At 38.2% G+C, this 19269-nt stretch carries 17 protein-coding genes; 9 read left to right on the top strand and 8 right to left on the bottom strand.

Annotated features, from left to right (window positions below):
• Positions 1-114: 114 nt before the first annotated feature.
• From radA to WC623_RS03945, 4 genes are all read right to left on the bottom strand, one after another.
• Positions 115-1491 carry a DNA repair protein RadA gene (radA, locus tag WC623_RS03960; RefSeq protein ID WP_372848214.1) on the bottom strand — a complete coding sequence of 459 codons (1377 nt, stop codon included), beginning with the start codon at positions 1489-1491 and terminating at the stop codon, positions 115-117.
• Between the two features lie 194 nt (positions 1492-1685).
• Positions 1686-3236 (bottom strand): ribonuclease E/G, encoded by a 1551-nt coding sequence (locus tag WC623_RS03955; protein ID WP_372848213.1) that lies wholly within the window; start codon positions 3234-3236, stop codon positions 1686-1688.
• 249 nt (positions 3237-3485) lie between these two features.
• Positions 3486-4355, bottom strand: coding sequence for a tetratricopeptide repeat protein (locus tag WC623_RS03950; protein ID WP_372848212.1), 870 nt, complete (start codon positions 4353-4355; stop codon positions 3486-3488).
• Positions 4356-4360: 5 nt separating this feature from the next.
• The gene (locus WC623_RS03945) at positions 4361-4663 is read right to left on the bottom strand and encodes an HU family DNA-binding protein (RefSeq protein ID WP_349783920.1); all 303 of its coding nucleotides are present in this window, start codon (positions 4661-4663) and stop codon (positions 4361-4363) included.
• Positions 4664-4835: 172 nt separating this feature from the next.
• On the opposite strand from WC623_RS03945, the gene mutY reads away from it, so the two are divergent.
• Together mutY and WC623_RS03935 are read left to right on the top strand one after the other, a co-directional pair.
• On the top strand, positions 4836-5897 hold the full coding sequence (gene mutY, locus WC623_RS03940) for an A/G-specific adenine glycosylase (protein ID WP_372848211.1): 1062 nt from the start codon (positions 4836-4838) through the stop codon (positions 5895-5897).
• Positions 5898-5900: 3 nt separating this feature from the next.
• Complete coding sequence (locus WC623_RS03935) at positions 5901-6347, top strand: single-stranded DNA-binding protein (RefSeq protein WP_372848210.1); 447 nt, start codon at positions 5901-5903, stop codon at positions 6345-6347.
• Positions 6348-6398: 51 nt separating this feature from the next.
• Here the strand turns inward: WC623_RS03935 and glmS are convergent, their stop codons facing one another.
• From glmS to WC623_RS03920, 3 genes are all read right to left on the bottom strand, one after another.
• Positions 6399-8237 (bottom strand): glutamine--fructose-6-phosphate transaminase (isomerizing), encoded by a 1839-nt coding sequence (gene glmS, locus WC623_RS03930; RefSeq protein ID WP_372848209.1) that lies wholly within the window; start codon positions 8235-8237, stop codon positions 6399-6401.
• A gap of 83 nt (positions 8238-8320) precedes the next feature.
• Positions 8321-9784, bottom strand: a complete 1464-nt coding sequence (locus tag WC623_RS03925) for a DUF4270 family protein (protein ID WP_372848208.1) — start codon at positions 9782-9784, stop codon at positions 8321-8323.
• 23 nt (positions 9785-9807) lie between these two features.
• Positions 9808-10632: a glycogen/starch synthase gene (locus tag WC623_RS03920; protein WP_372848207.1), complete on the bottom strand. Its 825-nt coding sequence runs from the start codon at positions 10630-10632 to the stop codon at positions 9808-9810.
• A 152-nt stretch (positions 10633-10784) separates the two neighbouring features.
• Here WC623_RS03920 and panC point away from each other — a divergent pair, with 152 nt between their 5' ends.
• From panC to WC623_RS03905, 3 genes are all read left to right on the top strand, one after another.
• Complete coding sequence (gene panC / locus WC623_RS03915) at positions 10785-11624, top strand: pantoate--beta-alanine ligase (protein WP_372848206.1); 840 nt, start codon at positions 10785-10787, stop codon at positions 11622-11624.
• A 45-nt stretch (positions 11625-11669) separates the two neighbouring features.
• Positions 11670-12020, top strand: coding sequence for an aspartate 1-decarboxylase (gene panD / locus WC623_RS03910; RefSeq protein ID WP_372848205.1), 351 nt, complete (start codon positions 11670-11672; stop codon positions 12018-12020).
• Between the two features lie 72 nt (positions 12021-12092).
• Positions 12093-13232, top strand: a complete 1140-nt coding sequence (locus WC623_RS03905; protein WP_372848204.1) for an acyl-CoA dehydrogenase — start codon at positions 12093-12095, stop codon at positions 13230-13232.
• 64 nt (positions 13233-13296) lie between these two features.
• On the opposite strand, the gene WC623_RS03900 is transcribed toward WC623_RS03905, so the two are convergent.
• Positions 13297-13644 (bottom strand): phage holin family protein, encoded by a 348-nt coding sequence (locus WC623_RS03900; RefSeq protein ID WP_372848203.1) that lies wholly within the window; start codon positions 13642-13644, stop codon positions 13297-13299.
• 18 nt (positions 13645-13662) lie between these two features.
• Between WC623_RS03900 and WC623_RS03895 the strand changes: the two genes are divergently transcribed.
• The 4 genes from WC623_RS03895 to infB all read left to right on the top strand — a co-directional run bounded on the left by WC623_RS03895 (position 13663) and on the right by infB (position 19237).
• Positions 13663-14097, top strand: a complete 435-nt coding sequence (locus tag WC623_RS03895) for a hypothetical protein (RefSeq protein ID WP_372848202.1) — start codon at positions 13663-13665, stop codon at positions 14095-14097.
• Between the two features lie 342 nt (positions 14098-14439).
• A complete protein-coding gene (gene rimP, locus WC623_RS03890) occupies positions 14440-14904 on the top strand; it encodes a ribosome assembly cofactor RimP (protein ID WP_372848975.1) in 465 nt (154 codons plus the stop codon).
• Between the two features lie 2 nt (positions 14905-14906).
• Positions 14907-16142 carry a transcription termination factor NusA gene (gene nusA, locus WC623_RS03885; RefSeq protein ID WP_372848201.1) on the top strand — a complete coding sequence of 412 codons (1236 nt, stop codon included), beginning with the start codon at positions 14907-14909 and terminating at the stop codon, positions 16140-16142.
• Positions 16143-16219: 77 nt separating this feature from the next.
• A complete protein-coding gene (gene infB, locus WC623_RS03880) occupies positions 16220-19237 on the top strand; it encodes a translation initiation factor IF-2 (RefSeq protein ID WP_372848200.1) in 3018 nt (1005 codons plus the stop codon).
• The last annotated feature ends 32 nt before the right edge of the window (positions 19238-19269 follow it).

Here is a 19269-nt window from a genome sequence, read left to right as displayed (position 1 = left end):
GTCTGTTAAACAGCGTTATATGTAGATTTATTTTTTTTGTTCATTATGTCAATTGGGTAAAATAATGCTCGTTGCGTGTATGGCTGAGGCTTTAGCACCTCAATTTTCTACAATTTATCCAAAAAGGATGGAGAAGACATCTTCTATTTTACTTACAGCTGTTAATTCAATTTTAAATCTCTCAATGACTAAACCTTTCATGTTATAGTTTGATATGAAGATACGTTCAAAACCTAATTTTTCAGCTTCGGATATTCGTTGTTCTATTTTATTCACTGCCCTGATTTCACCCGACAGTCCAACTTCGGCAGCAAAACATATTTTCGACGGAATAGAAATCTCCTCATGAGAAGAAATAATAGCGACCATAATTGCTAGATCAATTGCTGGATCTTCTACTTTAATCCCTCCTGCAATATTTAAAAATACATCCCGTGTACTCAATCTGAATCCGCATCTTTTCTCCAATACTGCAAGCAGCATATTCATTCTTCTGGTGTCAAATCCATTTGAAGAACGCTGAGGGGTTCCATAGGCGGCAGTGCTAACCAAGGCTTGTGTTTCAATTAACATTGGCCTGGCGCCCTCTAATGTAGCTGATATTGCAATTCCGCTTAATTCTTCATCACGTTGAGAAAGCAATATTTCTGAGGGGTTTGAAACCTGCCTTAATCCTGTACTGTGCATTGCGTAAATACCCAATTCTGCTGCAGCGCCAAATCTGTTTTTAATTGAACGCAATATTCTATACACATGATGTCTATCCCCTTCAAATTGCAAAACAGTATCAACCATATGTTCTAGTATCTTTGGTCCAGCAATAGTGCCATCTTTTGTGATGTGACCGATTAGAAAAACAGGTGTATCGGTTTCTTTTGCGAAACGTAATAATTCGGCAGTACACTCTCGGACTTGTGAAACACTTCCAGGGGTAGATTCAATATGTGCTGAATGCAATGTTTGTATCGAATCGACAATAATAATATCCGGTTCTAGCGACTCAATCTGCTTAAATATGTTTTGAGTAGAAGTTTCAGTAAGAATATAACAATCAGCTGTGGGCCGATCAGTGATTCGCTCAGCACGCATTTTTATTTGCTGTTCACTTTCTTCACCAGAAATGTATAAAATCTTTTTGCCCGGGATGTTTAATGCAAGCTGTAACATTAAGGTTGATTTCCCAATTCCCGGCTCACCACCTATTAAAGTTACCGAACCTGGAACAAGCCCTCCACCAAGTACCCGGTCTAACTCAACATCACCTGTTAAGATCCGTTCCTCTGTAATGGATTGTATTTGATCTACTTTATTAGGTTTGCTCACTCTTTTGCTTTCTGAGCTGGTTTGCCAGCTTGGAACTTTACTAGTAGGTTTTTCAATTACTTCTTCAACAAAAGTATTCCATGCATTGCAGGAGGGACATTTACCCAGCCATTTTGCGGATTCGTATCCGCAACTCTGACAAAAATATGCCGATTTCGTTTTAGCCAAATGATTTAACTTTTAGGGTTAATATTGAAAATTACCTTATTGAAGGGGTTTATACCATTGTGATGGTGGCGTTCAATAGGGACATACGAATTTAGGCTAAAATTTAGAAATATGCGGGAGATAAAGAACTGTTTAAAAAAACAGGCCTGAAGTCTTTAATGAAATCAGGCCTATTTAAACAAAATACATTGTTATTATAATTTGATCTCTTCGTCTTTTGAAGAAATAAAATGGAATTCAGTGAGATTATAAGATGGCACAGCCTTAACCTTTATACGCTGTCCAAATTTAAAGAACCATTTCCACTGCAAAGAAATCAATCCTTTTTTAATGTATGCTTCGATGTATGGGTGTACACAAAGCGTAATATTTTTTTCGTTTTGCTCCTGCAAAATATAGGTCAGATTGTTTTCAATGTCATCCATTAAAACAATACTTGCCTTGATTTCTCCCGTACCGTCACAGGTAGGACATTTCTCGCTGGTTACGATGTTCATCTCCGGTCTTACACGCTGACGGGTAATTTGAACAAGTCCGAATTTACTTGGAGGGAGTATGGTATGTTTAGCGCGGTCCAACATCATCAGATCTCTTAAGTGATCGAACAATATTTTTCTGTTTGCCGGCTTATGCATATCGATAAAATCGACAACGACAATACCACCCATATCACGTAAACGTAGTTGACGGGCAATTTCTTTAGCCGCCTCTTTGTTTACCTGAAGTGCATTCTCTTCCTGATTTTCTTTACTCGCAGTTCTATTACCGCTGTTTACGTCAACAACGTGTAAGGCTTCGGTATGCTCTACCACCAAGTATGCTCCACCAGCCAGGTTTACCGTTTTTCCGAAAGCATTTTTTATTTGCTTTTCGATACCGAAATGTTCAAATATAGGCTCCTTATGTTTGTACTGTTTAACAATTTTTTCCATTTCCGGAGATATCTCATGCACATAAGAGCGGATATCCTCAAAAAGGCTGTTATCATTTACATAAACATTCGTGAAGTCTGTACTTAAAATATCACGGATCAGCGTTGAAGTACGGTCCATCTCACCCCAAACACGTTTAGAAGGTTCTGCATCAGGTAACTTCTTAATGAAGTTTTCCCATTTTGCTACAGAATCAGTAAGATCTTTTTGCAATTCAGCAACACCTTTTCCTTCAGACACGGTTCTAATAATTACACCAAAATTCTTAGGCTTAATACTTTCGATAATCTTTTTTAAGCGATTACGTTCGGTATTGCTCTTAATCTTTTTAGAAATAGAGATTACATTAGAGAAGGGTACCAATACAATATATCTTCCTGCAATAGAGAGATCAGAACTTAAACGGGGTCCTTTTGTTGAGATGGGTTCTTTAGCGATCTGGACAGGTAATATAAGGTTTTTGTTTACCACCTCTGATATTTTACCTGCTTTGTTAATGTCCTCTTCTAATTTGAAATTATCTAATAGTGTGCCATTAACGGAGCCGTTACGCTTAATTTTAGTAAGCTTTATTAAAGATTGAACTTGAGGACCAAGATCGAAATAATGCAAAAATGCATCTTTTTCGTAACCAACATCAACAAACGCGGCGTTTAAGCCCGGCATAATTTTCTTTATGCGGCCTAAATAAATGTCGCCAACAGCGTAATTGTTATTGATCTGCTCCTTGTGAAGTTCTACAAGTTGTTTGTCTTCAACTAAAGCTATGGTTACTCCCGAAGGAGATGAATCTATAATTAGTTCCTTTACCAAAAGCTACAGATTTTAAAGCATTGCTGCTTTATTAACACATGGACAATAAAAAAAAACATTGCTACCAACAACTAAGGCTACGATCAAATCCTAGCCTTAGTTGTTGAGCAATTACATTAAGAAAAATTATTTTTTCTTATGTCTGTTTTTTCTTAAACGTTTTTTGCGTTTGTGAGTAGCCATTTTATGTCTTTTTCTTTTTTTACCGCTTGGCATAGTTTTAAATTTTAAATATTTTAAATCTGTTTATTATTTTTTGTTTTGTAATGCACTTACTTTATCGTCAATGAATTTTGATAAAGTTGCATTAGCAGCTAATTTCTTGCTTTCTAAATAAGCATTAATTGCTTCATTATTTTTTCCAAGATTCTCGTAAGAAGTACCTAAATAGAAGTAAGCTTCTGGAGAAGGCTTGATCGCAATAATGTCATTAAATCTTATGATTGCTTTGTCGAACTGACCTGACTTCATAGCGAAAGTTCCTAAACTCATATTTGCTTTTAAATTCTTAGGATCTTTTTTTACTACATCCATCAGCATGGCTATACCCTGCATTGGCATGCCCATACCATTAACGATGGTAATACCAAGGCCGCTTTTAGCGTCTGCGCTAGTCGAATCTATTGCCATTGCATGTGTATAAGCAGTGTTCGCTTTTTGTAACAATGCAGGTTGCAATAAACTATCGCGGGTATTTTCGAAAGCTTTCATAAACCTTTCACCTGTTAACAACCAGTTATTCAAGGTAGGCTCTTTCTCTGAAATGATTTCCAGATATAAAGCACTTGGAACTGCTTGCTCCAGATCATCCCATTTCTGAGCCAGTAATTTAGCTGCAGAAACTTTCTTGCTCTCTGAAGCTGTTTTAAAGGCGTTTTCTAATGAGGTGATCTCTGTTGAAAGGCTGGCGCTTAACATGTTTTTACTTGAAGTAGATACCTGTGTTAAATCAATAACAGCTGTTTCTGCCGGAGCCATTTCGCCGCCTGCAGGAACAGCTGCAGTAGTATCTTCTTTTGGTTTTACCAGACCTTTAATATCCCTCGTAAACAAAAATGCTACAAGCATCACTATTGCGCCTATTAATACAATTTGTTTGGAACGGATACTTTTTATCATGGCTATTAAGCTTCTACGCTAAGTTTTTTAGTGCTGTTTTTTACCTTGTCAACAAATACTTTTGCCGGTTTAAAGCTTGGTACAAAATGTTCTGGGATAATAATAGCGGTATTTTTAGAAATATTTCTAGCTGTTTTTTGTGCTCTCTTTTTTACAACAAAGCTACCAAAACCTCTAACATAAACATTTTCGCCACCGATCATACTGTTTTTGATGACCTTGAAAAATGCCTCAACGGTTTCTTGTACATCTACCTTTTCTATTCCTGTTTTCGTTGATATCTCTGAAATAATATCTGCCTTAGTCATATTTTTGTTTTTATTAATTTACTGTGTGTTGTATTTTATAAATGTTTTGGGGTTGCAAAAGTATTGCTTTTTAATGAGATAGGAAAATAAAAGATGATTTATTTGTCAGATCTTCGATCACCGGATTGCAAGTTTTACGAAAATCAAATATTTACACCGTAATTTTACCAGCATGAGTTTTCAATCTGAAGTCCTAAACTGGTATTTAAAATATAAAAGAGATCTGCCCTGGCGTGGAACAAATGACGCCTATGTGATCTGGTTGTCTGAGGTTATTTTACAGCAAACAAGGGTTGAACAGGGACTTCCTTATTTTAACAGGTTCTTGGAAAATTACCCTACAGTGGTTGACTTTGCTGCGGCAACAGAAACTCAGATTTTGAAACTGTGGCAAGGGCTGGGGTATTATTCTAGAGGTCGGAATATGCTATTTACGGCCATCCAGATACGCGATCAGCATGATGGTATATTCCCCACAAATTACGATTCACTGGTAAAATTAAAAGGAATAGGAGATTATACAGCGGCAGCTATCGCCTCATTTTCCGCAAATGAACGTAAAGCTGTGCTTGATGGAAATGTGTTCAGGGTATTGTCGCGTTTTTTTGGCATAGCAGAACCCATAAACTCCAGTAATGGCAAAAAGCAGTTCTTGACATTGGCCCAGGAACTTATCGAAGATCAGGATGCCTCGGTGTATAATCAGGCTATTATGGAATTTGGCGCATTACAATGCAAGCCAAAATCGCCTGATTGTAGCGTTTGTCCATTGCAATCCGAATGTTATGCTTATCAACAAAACAAGGTAAATGCATTGCCTGTTAAGTTGAATAAGTTAAAGAAGCGGACGCGCTATTTTAATTATTTTGTAGTTAGAGAAGAAGACAGGATTCTTGTGAAGAAGCGAAACTCTGGAGACATATGGCAAGAGCTTTATGATTTTCCATTGATTGAAACTGAGAAAAATTATCAGGAGGCATCCGCTAGTTTTTCTGAACAATTGCAAAAATTATTCGGGAACAATACTAATATCACAGCCTTAAGTCAGCAAAAACATTTATTGACACACCAAACTATATATGTTCAATTTTTTGGTTTAGATAATTATATCATTAACTTTAGTGAGGATGCAGATATAAAATGGGTTTCGCTGCAAGAATTTAATGAATTACCACATCCCAAAGTGATTGCCAATTTTATAAAAACTAATTTTAATTATTTAGAAAAACCATAATTCATGTCAGGCATTAACAAAGTTATTTTAGTTGGACATCTGGGAAAAGATCCTGAAGTCCGGCATTTAGACGGAGGCGTAACTGTTGCAAGTTTTCCATTAGCAACATCCGAGACCTATAATAAAGACGGGAAAAGAATAGAGCAAACGGAGTGGCATAATATTGTTTTGTGGAGAGGACTTGCTGAAGTTGCTTCTAAGTACTTGTCAAAAGGTAAACTCGTTTATATTGAAGGTAAATTACGTACACGCTCTTTTGAAGATAGAGAAAAGGTTAAGAAGTATGTAACAGAGGTTGTTGCTGAGAATTTTACTATTCTGGGTAGGAAAAGCGATTTCGAGCAAACGCCAATTAGTACAGAGAACACTACGCCAAAAAGCGAAACAGAGTATACTGATGTTACAGGTACACCTGGTACAACAGACCCATCCGGAGATTTGCCGTTTTGACTACGTTAGTAAAAGGCTGTATCTGATTGGATCGGATACAGCCTGACATTATTATTCTACAGTAACTGACTTTGCCAGGTTCCTTGGTTGGTCAACATTACAACCACGAAGTACGGCAATATGATAAGACAATAATTGCAATGGTATCGTTGCTATTAAAGGTAAAAACGCTTCACTTGCATCAGGTATTTCTATGCAATAATCAGCCATTTTTCTAACCTCAACATCTCCCTGAGTAACAATGGCAAGAACAATTCCTTTCCTGGCTTTTACCTCTTGGATGTTGCTGATCACCTTTTCATAAGATGAGTTTTTAGTGGCGATTACAACAACAGGCATTTCTTCGTCAATTAAGGCGATAGGACCATGCTTCATCTCCGCAGCGGGATAACCTTCGGCGTGGATGTATGAGATCTCCTTGAGCTTCAAAGCGCCTTCCAGGGCAACAGGGAAACCGCTTCCTCTTCCAAGGAACAGGCAATTTCTTGAGTCCTTGAATTTCTCAGAAATTTCCATAATCATCTCGTTAGATTGTAGCGCTATCTCTATCTTTTCAGGGATAGTATCCAACTCTGTTAGCAGCTCTACCATTTTAGAACGAGTTATAGTCCCTTTTTGTTGAGCCATATAGAATGCCATTAGCGTAAGCACAGTAACCTGGGCTGTAAAAGCCTTCGTAGAGGCTACGCCGATTTCAGGACCCGCGTGGGTATAAACGCCTGCATCGGTTAGTCTTGGGATAGATGCCCCAACAACATTACATACACCAAAAATAGTTGCTCCTTTTTCTTTGGCCATTTCAATAGCAGCCATTGTATCTGCCGTTTCACCAGATTGAGAAATGGCAATTACTACATCCTTTTCGGTAATAATAGGATTACGATACCTAAATTCAGAAGCATATTCCACTTCAACTGGGATGCGCGCATATTCTTCGATCAGATATTCACCAACCAATCCCGCATGCCATGAAGTGCCGCATGCCACTATAATGATGCGGTCTATGTTCTTTAATTTTTCAGCATATTCCTTAATCCCTCCAAGTTGCACTAGTCCCTCGTTTGGATATATACGTCCACGCATACAGTCTCTGATAGAACGAGATTGCTCAAAGATTTCTTTCAACATGAAATGTTCATAGCCACCTTTTTCAAGCATTTCCAGTTTTAGTTCTAACTCCTGGATGTATGGACTTTGGATAACATTATCCAGACGCTTGATCAATAATTCATCCCGCTTAATAAAAGCAATTTCATTATCGTTTAAATAGATTACATTCTTAGTGTATTCTACAATAGGAGTAGCATCAGAAGCAATGAAGTATTCTCCTTCGCCAACACCGATTACCATCGGACTACCTTTTCTTGCGGCAATTAATTGTTCTGGTTGATCTTCGTCCATCACCACAATTGCATAGGCTCCACTCACCTCATTAAGTGCTAATCTGACAGCTTCTAAAAGATCGGTATTGTCGTTTTTATAAATCTCTTCGATGAGGTGAACCAGGACTTCTGTATCAGTATCACTTTTGAATTCATGACCCCTGGTTAGCAGTTCTTCTTTCAGCGTAGCATAGTTTTCAATAATGCCGTTATGGATAATGGTCAGCTTGCCGTTGTTTGATGTATGAGGATGTGAATTTCTATCAGATGGTGCACCATGTGTTGCCCATCTGGTATGTCCGATACCAATCGTTCCTGATAAGTTCTTTCCTTCAGCAAAGTTTTCAAGCTCCTGTACTTTGCCGGCTTTTTTATAGATGTTTAATCCTGTGTTATTAATTAAGGCAATACCCGCGCTGTCGTAGCCACGGTATTCTAATCTTTTAAGTCCTTTAATGACAATAGGCCAGGCTTCTCTATGGCCGATGTAACCAACTATTCCACACATACAATAGGTTTTTGTTTAGTATAAAAAAATAATCCCCCGAAATTAATTAATCTCGGGGGATTTGACGATATATACAGATATATTTAATTGATCTGTGTATAATAAATGTTTAATCTCAATCTCTTGTCTGTTGGAGCGGCATTTTTCTTGTATGCGTTTATAACAGAGCGTGATGCTGAAGTCACAGGGGGGCTTATGTTGAATTCAGTTAATGAACTAGGAGCTAAGAAAGTTCCGTAGTCTTCAGTTTTACCGTCCAATAAATCCTGTACATAACTTGTAATGGTAAATATATATCTTCTGTTTACAGAATCGAAATAGCCACCGAATAAAAGTTCATTTCCAAGTGCTCTGGGATCTCCGTTGTAGACGCCCTGAATGCTGTTGTCATTATCAGGTACATTAGCTCTTTGTCCAGCTATGTCAAATCTGTATAAAGCAAGGCGCTGTGATGCGCTAAAAGGTAAAGCATCTGAGCCATTGCTTAAGTCGACCACTAATTCTGCTTTATTTACAATGATCTTTGTGTTTGGGCCACCACCGTTTTCCGGTTTTTTAGAATTGGCAAGAAAATCCTTTAAATAAGGGAAAGAAATTTTGTTTTTTAATCCAGCTAAAGCTTGTAAGTAGGTTACACTATAACTAGAATTAGGGTTGTTGTCCTCTACTTGAGTTTTTACATCTCCTATATAGGCATGTTTTATGGTTGCAGTAACAGGACCGGAGTTTCTTCCGATTGGAAAGGCTACCATTGCCGTATCTCTTGCAGTTGTGGTAGTTTTATTTTGTTTTTTATAATAAATTTCAAGTTTGCCCTCTGTGTTATAAAGATCCATGAACATAATTCCACCCTTACCAGCTGTTAAAGTTGGACTTACTTTAAGGCCTTTAAATGATTTAAAGAAGTTATTGGCAGTTGATCTGGTTATAGAATCCAGTTCAATAATATGAGTTTGAATATAGTTCTTGTTCAGGGGAATTCTGATCTGAGGGATTACTGATTTCAGGGTGTCAGGCCCCCCGCTTACAATATCAGTAACTTTAAATTTCGTACTTGGTTTGACTTTTCCAATATAGCTTCCTAATACATTCGCATCATCAGCAGGCCAATCTTTACTAGTCAGGTATGAAGTCTCTTTAGAAATATCATTTGTAAGCTGATTTACCTTAATGGTGAAATTAGAGGTTGTGGTATCTCCATAAAATTGAGGAGCGTATGGCAATACAAGTACAGCAGAGTCAATCGCAGGATCTTTACCAAAATCATAATACGTGTTACCAGGAATTCCCACTGCCATAGAAATACTGGCATTTGTAGTGCCAAAAGTATCGTCATTTAGAAAGCCTAATGGATGTCTAAGTAATCCGACACCAGATGTGGGATCATCCGTAAGAGTTTTTGATTTAACAGTTGTAGTGTCCATCAGTTTACCCTTGATTTCGAACTCGCTATCCAGATCCAATCCGATAGTATTGGAGTCTTTACAAGATGCAAAAAGAAAAAGACCTATCAACATGGTTAATAAGTCTTGTTTTGTAAATTTCATATATGATTTAATAATGCCTTAGTTTATGCTATTGAAGCCAATTCTTCACTTGAAATCTCCTCATACAAAGCATAGAAGTTTTCAAAATTTTCTGTTAAATTATAAGCTAAAGTTGGTTTATTAGAATCTTTAACAAATTTTAACACATTGCTATCTATGTTTTCAGCTGCTAATACAACTGCATCAGAGTAAGTTATCGCTCCAGTGTGTAAAGTGTTGCAGTCTGCATTCTCAAACATTTTAGTGTCATCAGCAGTCATAGAATTCATGATTGCCTTTTTATGCATATCAGCATTTAAAGTTTCAGTGAAGCAGTTCTCATAAATAGAGTAAACAACTTTTGAATTCTTAAAAGTAGGGTCGTTTTTATAAGTAGTCTTGATATAAGCGGGTACCAATGACGTCATCCAGCCATGGCAATGAACAATATCAGGAGCCCATCCTAATTTCTTAACTGTTTCTAATGCGCCTTTACAGAAGAAAATTGTTCTTTCGTCATTATCTGCATAGAACTTGTCTTCTTTGTCCCTAAATACATACTTGCGCTGAAAGTAATCTTCATTGTCAAGGAAGTATACCTGCATACGTGCAGCTGGAATAGAAGCAACTTTAATGATTAATGGGTTGTCATTGTCGTCGATAATGATGTTCATTCCTGACAAACGGATAACTTCGTGCAATCTGTTCCTTCTTTCATTAATATTCCCAAACCTCGGCATCAAAATGCGGATCTCAAATCCTTTATCCTGCATTGCCTGTGGTAATTGACGGGTAATTTCAGAAATCTTTGTGAGTTCAAGGAAAGGCGACATCTCGTGTGTAACAATCAGTAGCTTCGTTTTTGCCATCTCCATATTCTAAATAAAAATTTATGTTAAAGAAAAGATTATCAAGGGGCAAAGGTAAGCAAAATAATAACATTTATCAAGATTATACGCAAGATGTTTTGTTGGGAATGTATAAATAACCAACTTTGCACCCTGAAATTTTATACGCTGGTTTGAAAGTAATAAATACCATAGCGGCATTAAAGTCGTTGCTTGGGCCCATTAAGTTGGACCAACAGAAAGTTGCCTTAGTGCCTACCATGGGCGCCTTGCATAAAGGACATGTATCGCTGATTAACATAGCGCAGCAGCAGGCTGATGTGGTGGTTTGCAGTATATTTGTGAACCCAACGCAGTTTACCGACCCTAAAGATCTGGAGAAATATCCCCGGCCCTTGGAGCATGATATGAAGATGCTTGAAGAAGCTGGTTGCGATGTGGTATTTATGCCTTCCGTAACTGAAATGTATCCTGAGCCAGAGGTATGGCATATAGATCTTGGCCCTGCTGAATTCCTGTTAGAAGGGGAATTTAGAAAGGGACATTATCAGGGGGTGACGCAGATTGTAAAGAAATTATTCGATGCTGTAAATCCTGATGTTGCTTTCTTTGGTCAGAAAGACTTTCAGCAGGTTCTTATGATCAAGAATATGGTTGCGCATTTCAATATGCCGATTCAGATTGTGTCATGTCCGATTATAAGAGAAGATGATGGCCTGGCAATGAGCTCAAGAAATATTCACCTTTCAGCTAAAGACCGGACAAATGCACTTGTATTAAGCAAGGCATTATCTTTTGTGAAAGACAGTTTTTCAGATTGGAGTATCCCGGAATTGGTTGAAAAGGCGAAAGCGATTATCAATGATACTCCGGGTGTAGAGCTTGATTATTTCATTGTTGCTAACGGTGAAACTCTACTGCCAGAAAATGATAAAAGTCATCATGACATTGTTGCCCTTGTTGCAGCAAAGGTTGGTGAGACCCGTCTTATCGATAATATGATACTCAATTGAAAATAGATAAAACTACCCATTCATAAAATTAGTTAACTTTGCAACATGATTATCGAGATATTAAAATCGAAAATACACCGCGTTAGAGTAACACAGGCGGAACTGAATTATGTTGGAAGCATCACCATTGATGAGGATTTAATGGATGCGGCCAATATTATTCCTAACGAGAAAGTACAAATCGTAAACAATAATAATGGCGAGCGGTTTGAGACTTATGTGATCAAAGGAGCTCGCGGTAGTGGTACGGTTTGTTTAAACGGTGCTACAGCTAGAAAAGTTCAGGTAGGTGACATCCTGATTATTATGTCTTACGGTTCTTTGCCTATTGAAGAAGCTAAGAAATATCACCCTATTCTTGTATTCCCTGATGATAACAATCATTTATTGAAATAATTGTTATGCAGCCATAGTAATCTGCTTGATAATATATAAATTTGGCATAACTTATTATTTTACAATATTATTATGCTATTTCAATTAAGTGAAGAACAATTGATGATACAGCAGGCGGCAAGGGATTTCGCGCAGAATGAACTAAAGCCTGGCGTCATCGAGAGAGATGAGCATCAGAAATTTCCAACCGAACAAGTGAAAAAATTGGGCGAACTCGGATTTCTGGGGATGATGGTGTCAGAAAAATATAACGGAAGTGGTCTTGATGCGCTTTCGTATGTTTTGGTAATGGAAGAGCTGTCTAAAATCGATGCCTCAGCTTCTGTTGTAGTCTCTGTGAACAACTCGCTTGTTTGCTACGGTTTAGAATCTTACGGTTCTGAATTTCAAAAAGAAAAATATTTAAAGCCATTGGCTGCCGGAGAAAAGATCGGTGCTTTCTGTTTATCAGAACCTGAAGCTGGCTCCGATGCGACTTCGCAACAAACGACGGCTGAAGATATGGGGGATTATTATCTTTTAAACGGCACGAAAAACTGGATAACAAATGGTGGTACGGCCTCAACTTATCTGGTTATTGCACAAACAGATAAATCTTTAAGGCATAAAGGCATTAATGCTTTTATCGTTGAAAAAGATATGGAAGGTTTTACAGTGGGCCCCAAAGAAAATAAGTTGGGTATTCGTGGCTCTGATACCCATTCTTTGATGTTTAATGATGTTAAGGTTCCGAAGGAGAACCGTATTGGTGAGAATGGTTTTGGTTTTAAGTTTGCGATGAAAACACTTGAAGGAGGTCGTATTGGTATAGCAGCCCAGGCTTTAGGTATCGCTGCAGGTGCTTACGAACTTGCGCTGGAATATGCAAAACAACGCAAATCATTTGGAAAGCCAATTGCTGAACATCAGGCAATTGCTTTTAAGCTGGCTGATATGGCAACACAAATTGAGGCTGCCAGAATGTTGGTTTATAAAGCCGCGTGGTTAAAAGATCAAGGACAGCCTTATACACTTGCGGGTTCTATGGCAAAGCTATATGCGTCTAAAGTGGCAATGGATGTAACTGTTGAAGCAGTTCAGATTCATGGAGGATATGGATTTGTTAAAGAATACCATGTTGAGCGTTTAATGCGCGATGCAAAAATTACTCAGATTTATGAAGGGACCTCTGAAATCCAGAAAATGGTAATCTCAAGAGAGATCATTAGATAGAAAATAAAAATGTAATTAGGGCGGGTATTCAGATTGATCTGGATATCCGCCTTTTATTTTTTGGTTAATCTTTATCCGACCCTGCAATAGCTCCAAAAATTGCTTTTATGATTGCTATTACAATTGCAAGAAATGCTGCCGCCCAGAAATCGTTAACATGAAATCCACTCATGATATTGGATACCAATAAGATCATTAGTACAGAAATAATAAAGGAAACTAGACCAAGGGTTAAAAAATTAACAGGAAATGTAAGTATCCTTAAAATAAACCCTATGGTGGCATTTGCCAGTGCAATTAAGATGGCGGCAATAATTGCAGTTCCGTATCCGTCAATAGATACCCCAGGAACAAGTCGGGCGCCAATAAAAACAACGAGGCCCATGAGTAAGATTTCGATAATTAGTCTCATAATGATTAATTTAGTGATATGAATAGATGTTTATTACAGCATATAACTGTTTTGTTGTTTGCTTGTTTGCTGTTTGGCTGTTCTTCAACAAATAATAAGCCACTTTTGATCGACTTTTCTGCTGACAGTTCTTCAATTGTTTTCAATCATATAGATCGGGTAGGATTAAACCAGCTGCAAGAGTTTGGTGCTGACGACTCTACATTTAAAAGTCTTGTTTCAATTTTGGAAATGCCAGGCGTATTGGACACGACTTTTAAAGAGCATGCTATTAATGGAAAATTCCAGTTAACGGATAGTAATCTTGTTTTTATTCCAGAACGGTCTTTTGTAAAAGGGAGGGAGTATTTAGTGATTACACATTTGAATAGTAAGTTTGGCGATTTGAAAGCTCTGTTAAAAGGAGAGCTTTCCACTGGTGTTCGCCCTTTACAGAAGGCGCTGAGCAGGTGAGGAGTTCTTTAGTGTGCTTGATTTTGCATTAGCACTCATTTATTTCCGTCGCATTGAAATTGAACTAAAGCTGTGTAACGGCTTGACTATACTTCATAGTACATCCATAGTCCTTTTATATTATTTTCATACTAAGTCCATATTTTAATTATAAAACATGGACTTAGTATGGAGTTATCATGGACTTACTATTATGCATTGCCGAAGAAAATATTCAGTCTGTCTCCGTCAAGCCTTGTTTTACCCTCTTTTGGTATTTCCAAAAATATTTCATACATTTGCGCAGTAATAGAGGTAAGAGGGGGCAGAAGTCCCCTTTTTTCTGTTATTGGCAAATTGGTTATGCAGGTAGAAAAAAGAGTGATAGAATTAGTTGAAGAGAAGATTTCGGACAGGCCGGAACTTTTTTTAGTTGAGGTAAAAATGCTACCAAACAATAAGCTTATTATTCATGTTGACGGCGATGAGGGGATTAGTATCCAGGATTGTGCAGCCATTAGCAGACATGTAGGCTTTCATTTGGAAGAGGAAAATACGATTGAGAAAGCGTATAACCTTGAGGTTTCTTCTCCAGGTGTAGGTGAGCCGCTGCGATTGAAAAGACAATATGTTAAAAATATTGGTAGGGAGTTAAGTGTAAAACTAGCTGGTGGTGAGATCAAAGAAGGACAATTGTTAAGTGCTGATGACAACAGCATAACCATTGCTGCCAAGGTTAAAGAAAAAGGTAAGAAAGTTCAGTTGGTTGAAACCAGTATAAACTTTGATAATATAACAGAAACAAAGGTTTTAATTTCATTTAAATAAAAATGAGCAATATTAATTTAATCGATTCATTCCAAGAGTTTAAGGACTTCAAGAACATCGACCGTCCTACAGTGATTAGTGTGCTGGAAGAGGTATTTCGCAGTATGCTGCGGAAAAAGTATGGTACAGACGAGAATTGTGACGTAATTGTTAACCCTGATAACGGAGATTTAGAGATCTGGCGTACTAGAAAAGTTATGGAAGATGGCTTTTCTGAAGACGATGATTTAGAAATTGAATTGGCAGAAGTGAAACAATTAGATGCGGATATGGAAGTTGGTGACGACTACATTGAGCAGATCACTTTGGAAAGCTTTGGCCGCAGGGCTATTTTAGCTGCCCGTCAGACACTGGTTTCTAAAGTACTGGAATTAGAGAAAGACGAAATCTTTAAAAAATATAAGGATAGGGTTGGTGAGATTGTTACCGGTGAGGTTTATCAGGTTTGGAAAAAAGAAACTTTGGTTCTTGACGATGAAGGTAATGAGTTGATGATGCCGAAAACAGAACAGATTCCCGCTGATTATTTCAAGAAAGGGGATTCTGTACGTGCGGTGATTTTGAAAGTTGATATGGTTAATGCAACTCCGAAGATTATCATTTCAAGGATTGCTCCTGAGTTCTTACAGCGCTTATTTGAAATCGAGGTTCCTGAGATTTTCGACGGTTTAATTACAATTAAGAAAATTGTTCGTGAACCAGGAGAGCGTGCTAAGGTTGCCGTTGAGTCTTATGATGACAGAATTGATCCGGTAGGAGCTTGTGTTGGTATGAAAGGTTCACGTATCCATGGTATTGTTAGAGAGCTTAAAAACGAGAATATTGATGTAATTAACTTTACAAACAACATCTCACTATATATTACAAGGGCATTAAGCCCGGCAAAAATCACATCTATTAAATTAGATGATGAGACTAAACATGCTTCAGTTTATTTGAAACCAGATCAGGTTTCATTGGCAATTGGACGTGGTGGACATAATATTAAACTTGCTGGTAAATTGACAGGTTATGAAATTGATGTTTACCGCGAAGCAGGTGAAGAAGATGAAGATGTGGATATCGAAGAATTTTCGGATGAAATCGATAGCTGGATCATTGATGAGCTAAAGTCGATTGGTTGTGATACAGCTAAGAGTGTATTAGCACTTTCTGTTGATGAGTTGGTGAAACGTACCGATTTAGAAGAGGAGACCATCAAAGAAGTTATGAGTATATTAAAATCAGAGTTTGAATAAAACAAATGACATACTCATGAAATAAAGAAGAATAAACGTTACTTTTGTATAAGAATTAAGAAAAAAATAGGATATCAATGTCAGACGACAAACCAATAATTTTATTTAAAGCAGTTAAGGAACTTAACGTAGGCATTGCTACGGCCGTTGAGTTTTTAGAAAAGAAAGGCTTTTCTGTTGAGAATAAACCCACTACTAAGCTCTCCCGCGACATGTATAACGCATTGTTGAAAGAGTTTCAGGGCGATAAGATCGTAAAAGAAGAAGCCAATCAGATTGTTATTGGTAAAATTCGTCGTGATGAGCCTGAAGTAGTTGATAAAGTTGCTGAGGCACCTAAAAAGAATGTTGATTTTGAAAATGAGGGGATTTTAGTTAAAAACCTTCATTCTTATACACCTCCTGCTGAGAAGGCAGTAGCTGAAACCCCTGCTCCTGAGAAGGAAGAAGAGAAAGTTGATGAAGGTTCTTTACCTGGTGTGAAGATAGTAGGAAAGATCAATCTTGATGATTTAAATGCTAAAACACGCCCTGTTAAGAGAGAGGAAGCTCCTGCACCGGAACCTAAGGCTGAAACGCCTGTAGCTCCTGTAGCTCCGGTTGAAAAAGTACCTGAGCCGGTTAAGGAAGTAGAGAAGCCGGTTGAACAGCCTGTTGCAGAAATAAAACCTGAACCTGTTAAGCCTGTGGAAACACCTAAAGCCGAGGAGCAGCCAAAACCAGTTGTTGAGGCACCAGTGGTTAAAGCTCCTGAACCTGTAGTTGCGCCAAAAGTAACTCCTGAACCTCCTAAAGTTGAAAAACCTGAAGAAACTGAAGTGATCAAAGCACGTTCGGTAAAATTATCAGGACCAAACATCATCGGAAAAATTACCTTGCCGGTAACACCTGATCGTAAATCACAGCCTGTAGCTTCTTCAGGAGAAAGTGCTGATGCGAAAAGAAAACGTAAACGCAAGAAAACTCCTGGTGGACATCCTGGTCAGCAGCAGCAACATAGTGGTCAGAATCAGGGTCAAGGACAAGCGCCAGCACAAGGCGGACAACCAGGTGCTGCTAAACCTGCACCAACTTTTACTAACAGGCCAGATTTTAGAAACAATACTAATAATACAGCCAACAGGCCTAACTTTAGGAACAATAAACCAGGAGGACATTCTTCCGGACCAAAAGAAGAGCCTACGGAAAAAGAAATACAAGATCAGATTAAAGCAACACTTGCACGTTTAAGTGGAGCAGGTAAATCTGGTAAATTTGCTCAACGTGCTAAATTACGTCGTCAGAAACGTGATGATGTGGCTCATTCAGCTGATGAGGCAGCAATGGAGCAAGAGTTACAATCACGTGTACTTAAGGTTACTGAGTTTGTAACGGCAAATGAGCTGGCAACCATGATGGATGAGCCGGTTACAAAAATTATCGCGACTTGTATGAGTCTGGGTATGTTTGTTTCGATCAACCAACGTTTGGATGCTGAAACATTAACTATTGTTGCTGATGAGTTTGGTTACGAAATTCAATTCGTTAAACCGGATGATGAAAGTGACATCCTTATTGAAGAGGAAGATTCTGAAGAGGATTTATTACCAAGAGCTCCAGTTGTTACCATCATGGGACACGTGGATCATGGTAAAACATCACTACTAGATTATATTCGTAAAGCGAATGTGGTAGCTGGTGAGGCCGGTGGTATTACACAGCACATTGGTGCTTATATGGTAACTACTGCGACAGGTAAAAAAGTTACTTTCCTGGATACTCCGGGTCACGAGGCCTTTACGGCGATGCGTGCTCGTGGTGCGAAGGTTGCGGATATTGCAATTATTGTGGTTGCTGCTGACGATGCTGTGATGCCTCAGACAAAAGAGGCTATTAATCACGCGCAAGCAGCGGGCGTTCCGTTGGTATTTGCTTTCACAAAAATTGATAAACCAGGTGCAAACTCTGATAAAATACGCGAACAACTATCAATTATGAATATCCTGGTTGAGGATTGGGGAGGTAACTTCCAGTCTCAGGAGATTTCTGGTAAGAGTGGTTTGAACGTGGACTTACTTTTAGAAAAAGTTTTATTAGAGGCTGAATTACTTGACCTTAAAGCTAATCCGAACAAACGTGCTACAGGTAGTGTAATTGAAGCTACACTTGATAAAGGACGTGGTATTGTAACTACTGTTTTAGTACAAGCAGGTACTTTAAAGGTAGGTGACCCTATCCTTGCTGGTAGCTATAGTGGTAAAGTAAAAGCGTTATTTAATGAACGTGGTCAAAAGGTAGATAAAGCAGGACCATCGGTGCCTGTACAGGTATTGGGTATGCAAGGTGCACCTACTGCAGGTGATAGATTTAATGCGTTGGAGAGTGAAGTTGAAGCCAGAGATATTGCAAACAAACGTTTACAATTGATGCGTGAGCAAGGACTTCGTACTCAGAAACACATTACTTTGGATGAGATCGGTCGTCGTTTAGCTATCGGTAACTTTAAAGAGCTTAATTTGATCGTTAAAGGTGACGTGGATGGTTCTATTGAAGCACTATCTGATTCATTACTGAAACTTTCTACTCAAGAGATACAGATCAATATCATTGCTAAGGCGGTGGGTCAGATCTCAGAATCTGATGTATTGTTAGCTTCTGCATCTGATGCGATTATTATTGGTTTCCAGGTACGTCCTTCCCCTGGTGCACGTAAATTGGCTGAAGCGGAGCAGATTGACATTCGTTTATATTCTATCATCTATGATGCGATCAATGAGATCAAAGCTGCGATGGAGGGTATGTTGGCTCCTGAGTTTGAAGAGAAAATTACTGCGAACGTTGAGATTAGAGATACCTTTAAAATTACTAAGGTTGGTACAATTGCCGGCTGTATGGTATTAGATGGTACAATTACCCGTAACAGTAAGATCCGTATTGTTAGAGATGGTGTGGTAATTTACACTGGTGAACTAGCTTCTTTGAAACGTTACAAAGATGATGTGAAAGAAGTGTCAAGAGGTTACGAGTGTGGATTGAACATACAGAACTTTAACAATATTGAAGTAGGTGACATTGTTGAAGCTTACGAACAAGTTGAGGTGAAAAGGAAGTTGTAAAACTTTATACAATTATATTGTAAAGCGCATTG

Origin of the sequence: Pedobacter sp., from assembly GCF_041645105.1 — a bacterium.
In the GTDB taxonomy this organism is placed as follows: Bacteria; Bacteroidota; Bacteroidia; order Sphingobacteriales; family Sphingobacteriaceae; genus Pedobacter.
The sequence above is the reverse complement of the archived record's forward strand: the minus strand, read 5'-3'. Positions and strand labels throughout refer to the sequence as shown.

Bases quoted from the DNA above. Each gene is read 5' to 3' on its own strand.
- WC623_RS03950 (WP_372848212.1), bottom strand. From the start codon at position 4,355: ATGATAAAAAGTATCCGTTCCAAACAAATTGTATTAATAGGCGCAATA.
- WC623_RS03945 (WP_349783920.1), bottom strand. From the start codon at position 4,663: ATGACTAAGGCAGATATTATTTCAGAGATATCAACGAAAACAGGAATA.
- mutY (WP_372848211.1), top strand. From the start codon at position 4,836: ATGAGTTTTCAATCTGAAGTCCTAAACTGGTATTTAAAATATAAAAGA.
- WC623_RS03935 (WP_372848210.1), top strand. From the start codon at position 5,901: ATGTCAGGCATTAACAAAGTTATTTTAGTTGGACATCTGGGAAAAGAT.
- glmS (WP_372848209.1), bottom strand. From the start codon at position 8,237: ATGTGTGGAATAGTTGGTTACATCGGCCATAGAGAAGCCTGGCCTATT.
- WC623_RS03925 (WP_372848208.1), bottom strand. From the start codon at position 9,784: ATGAAATTTACAAAACAAGACTTATTAACCATGTTGATAGGTCTTTTT.
- WC623_RS03920 (WP_372848207.1), bottom strand. From the start codon at position 10,632: ATGGCAAAAACGAAGCTACTGATTGTTACACACGAGATGTCGCCTTTC.
- panD (WP_372848205.1), top strand. From the start codon at position 11,670: ATGATTATCGAGATATTAAAATCGAAAATACACCGCGTTAGAGTAACA.
- WC623_RS03905 (WP_372848204.1), top strand. From the start codon at position 12,093: ATGCTATTTCAATTAAGTGAAGAACAATTGATGATACAGCAGGCGGCA.
- WC623_RS03900 (WP_372848203.1), bottom strand. From the start codon at position 13,644: ATGAGACTAATTATCGAAATCTTACTCATGGGCCTCGTTGTTTTTATT.
- WC623_RS03895 (WP_372848202.1), top strand. From the start codon at position 13,663: ATGAATAGATGTTTATTACAGCATATAACTGTTTTGTTGTTTGCTTGT.
- rimP (WP_372848975.1), top strand. From the start codon at position 14,440: ATGCAGGTAGAAAAAAGAGTGATAGAATTAGTTGAAGAGAAGATTTCG.
- nusA (WP_372848201.1), top strand. From the start codon at position 14,907: ATGAGCAATATTAATTTAATCGATTCATTCCAAGAGTTTAAGGACTTC.
- infB (WP_372848200.1), top strand. From the start codon at position 16,220: ATGTCAGACGACAAACCAATAATTTTATTTAAAGCAGTTAAGGAACTT.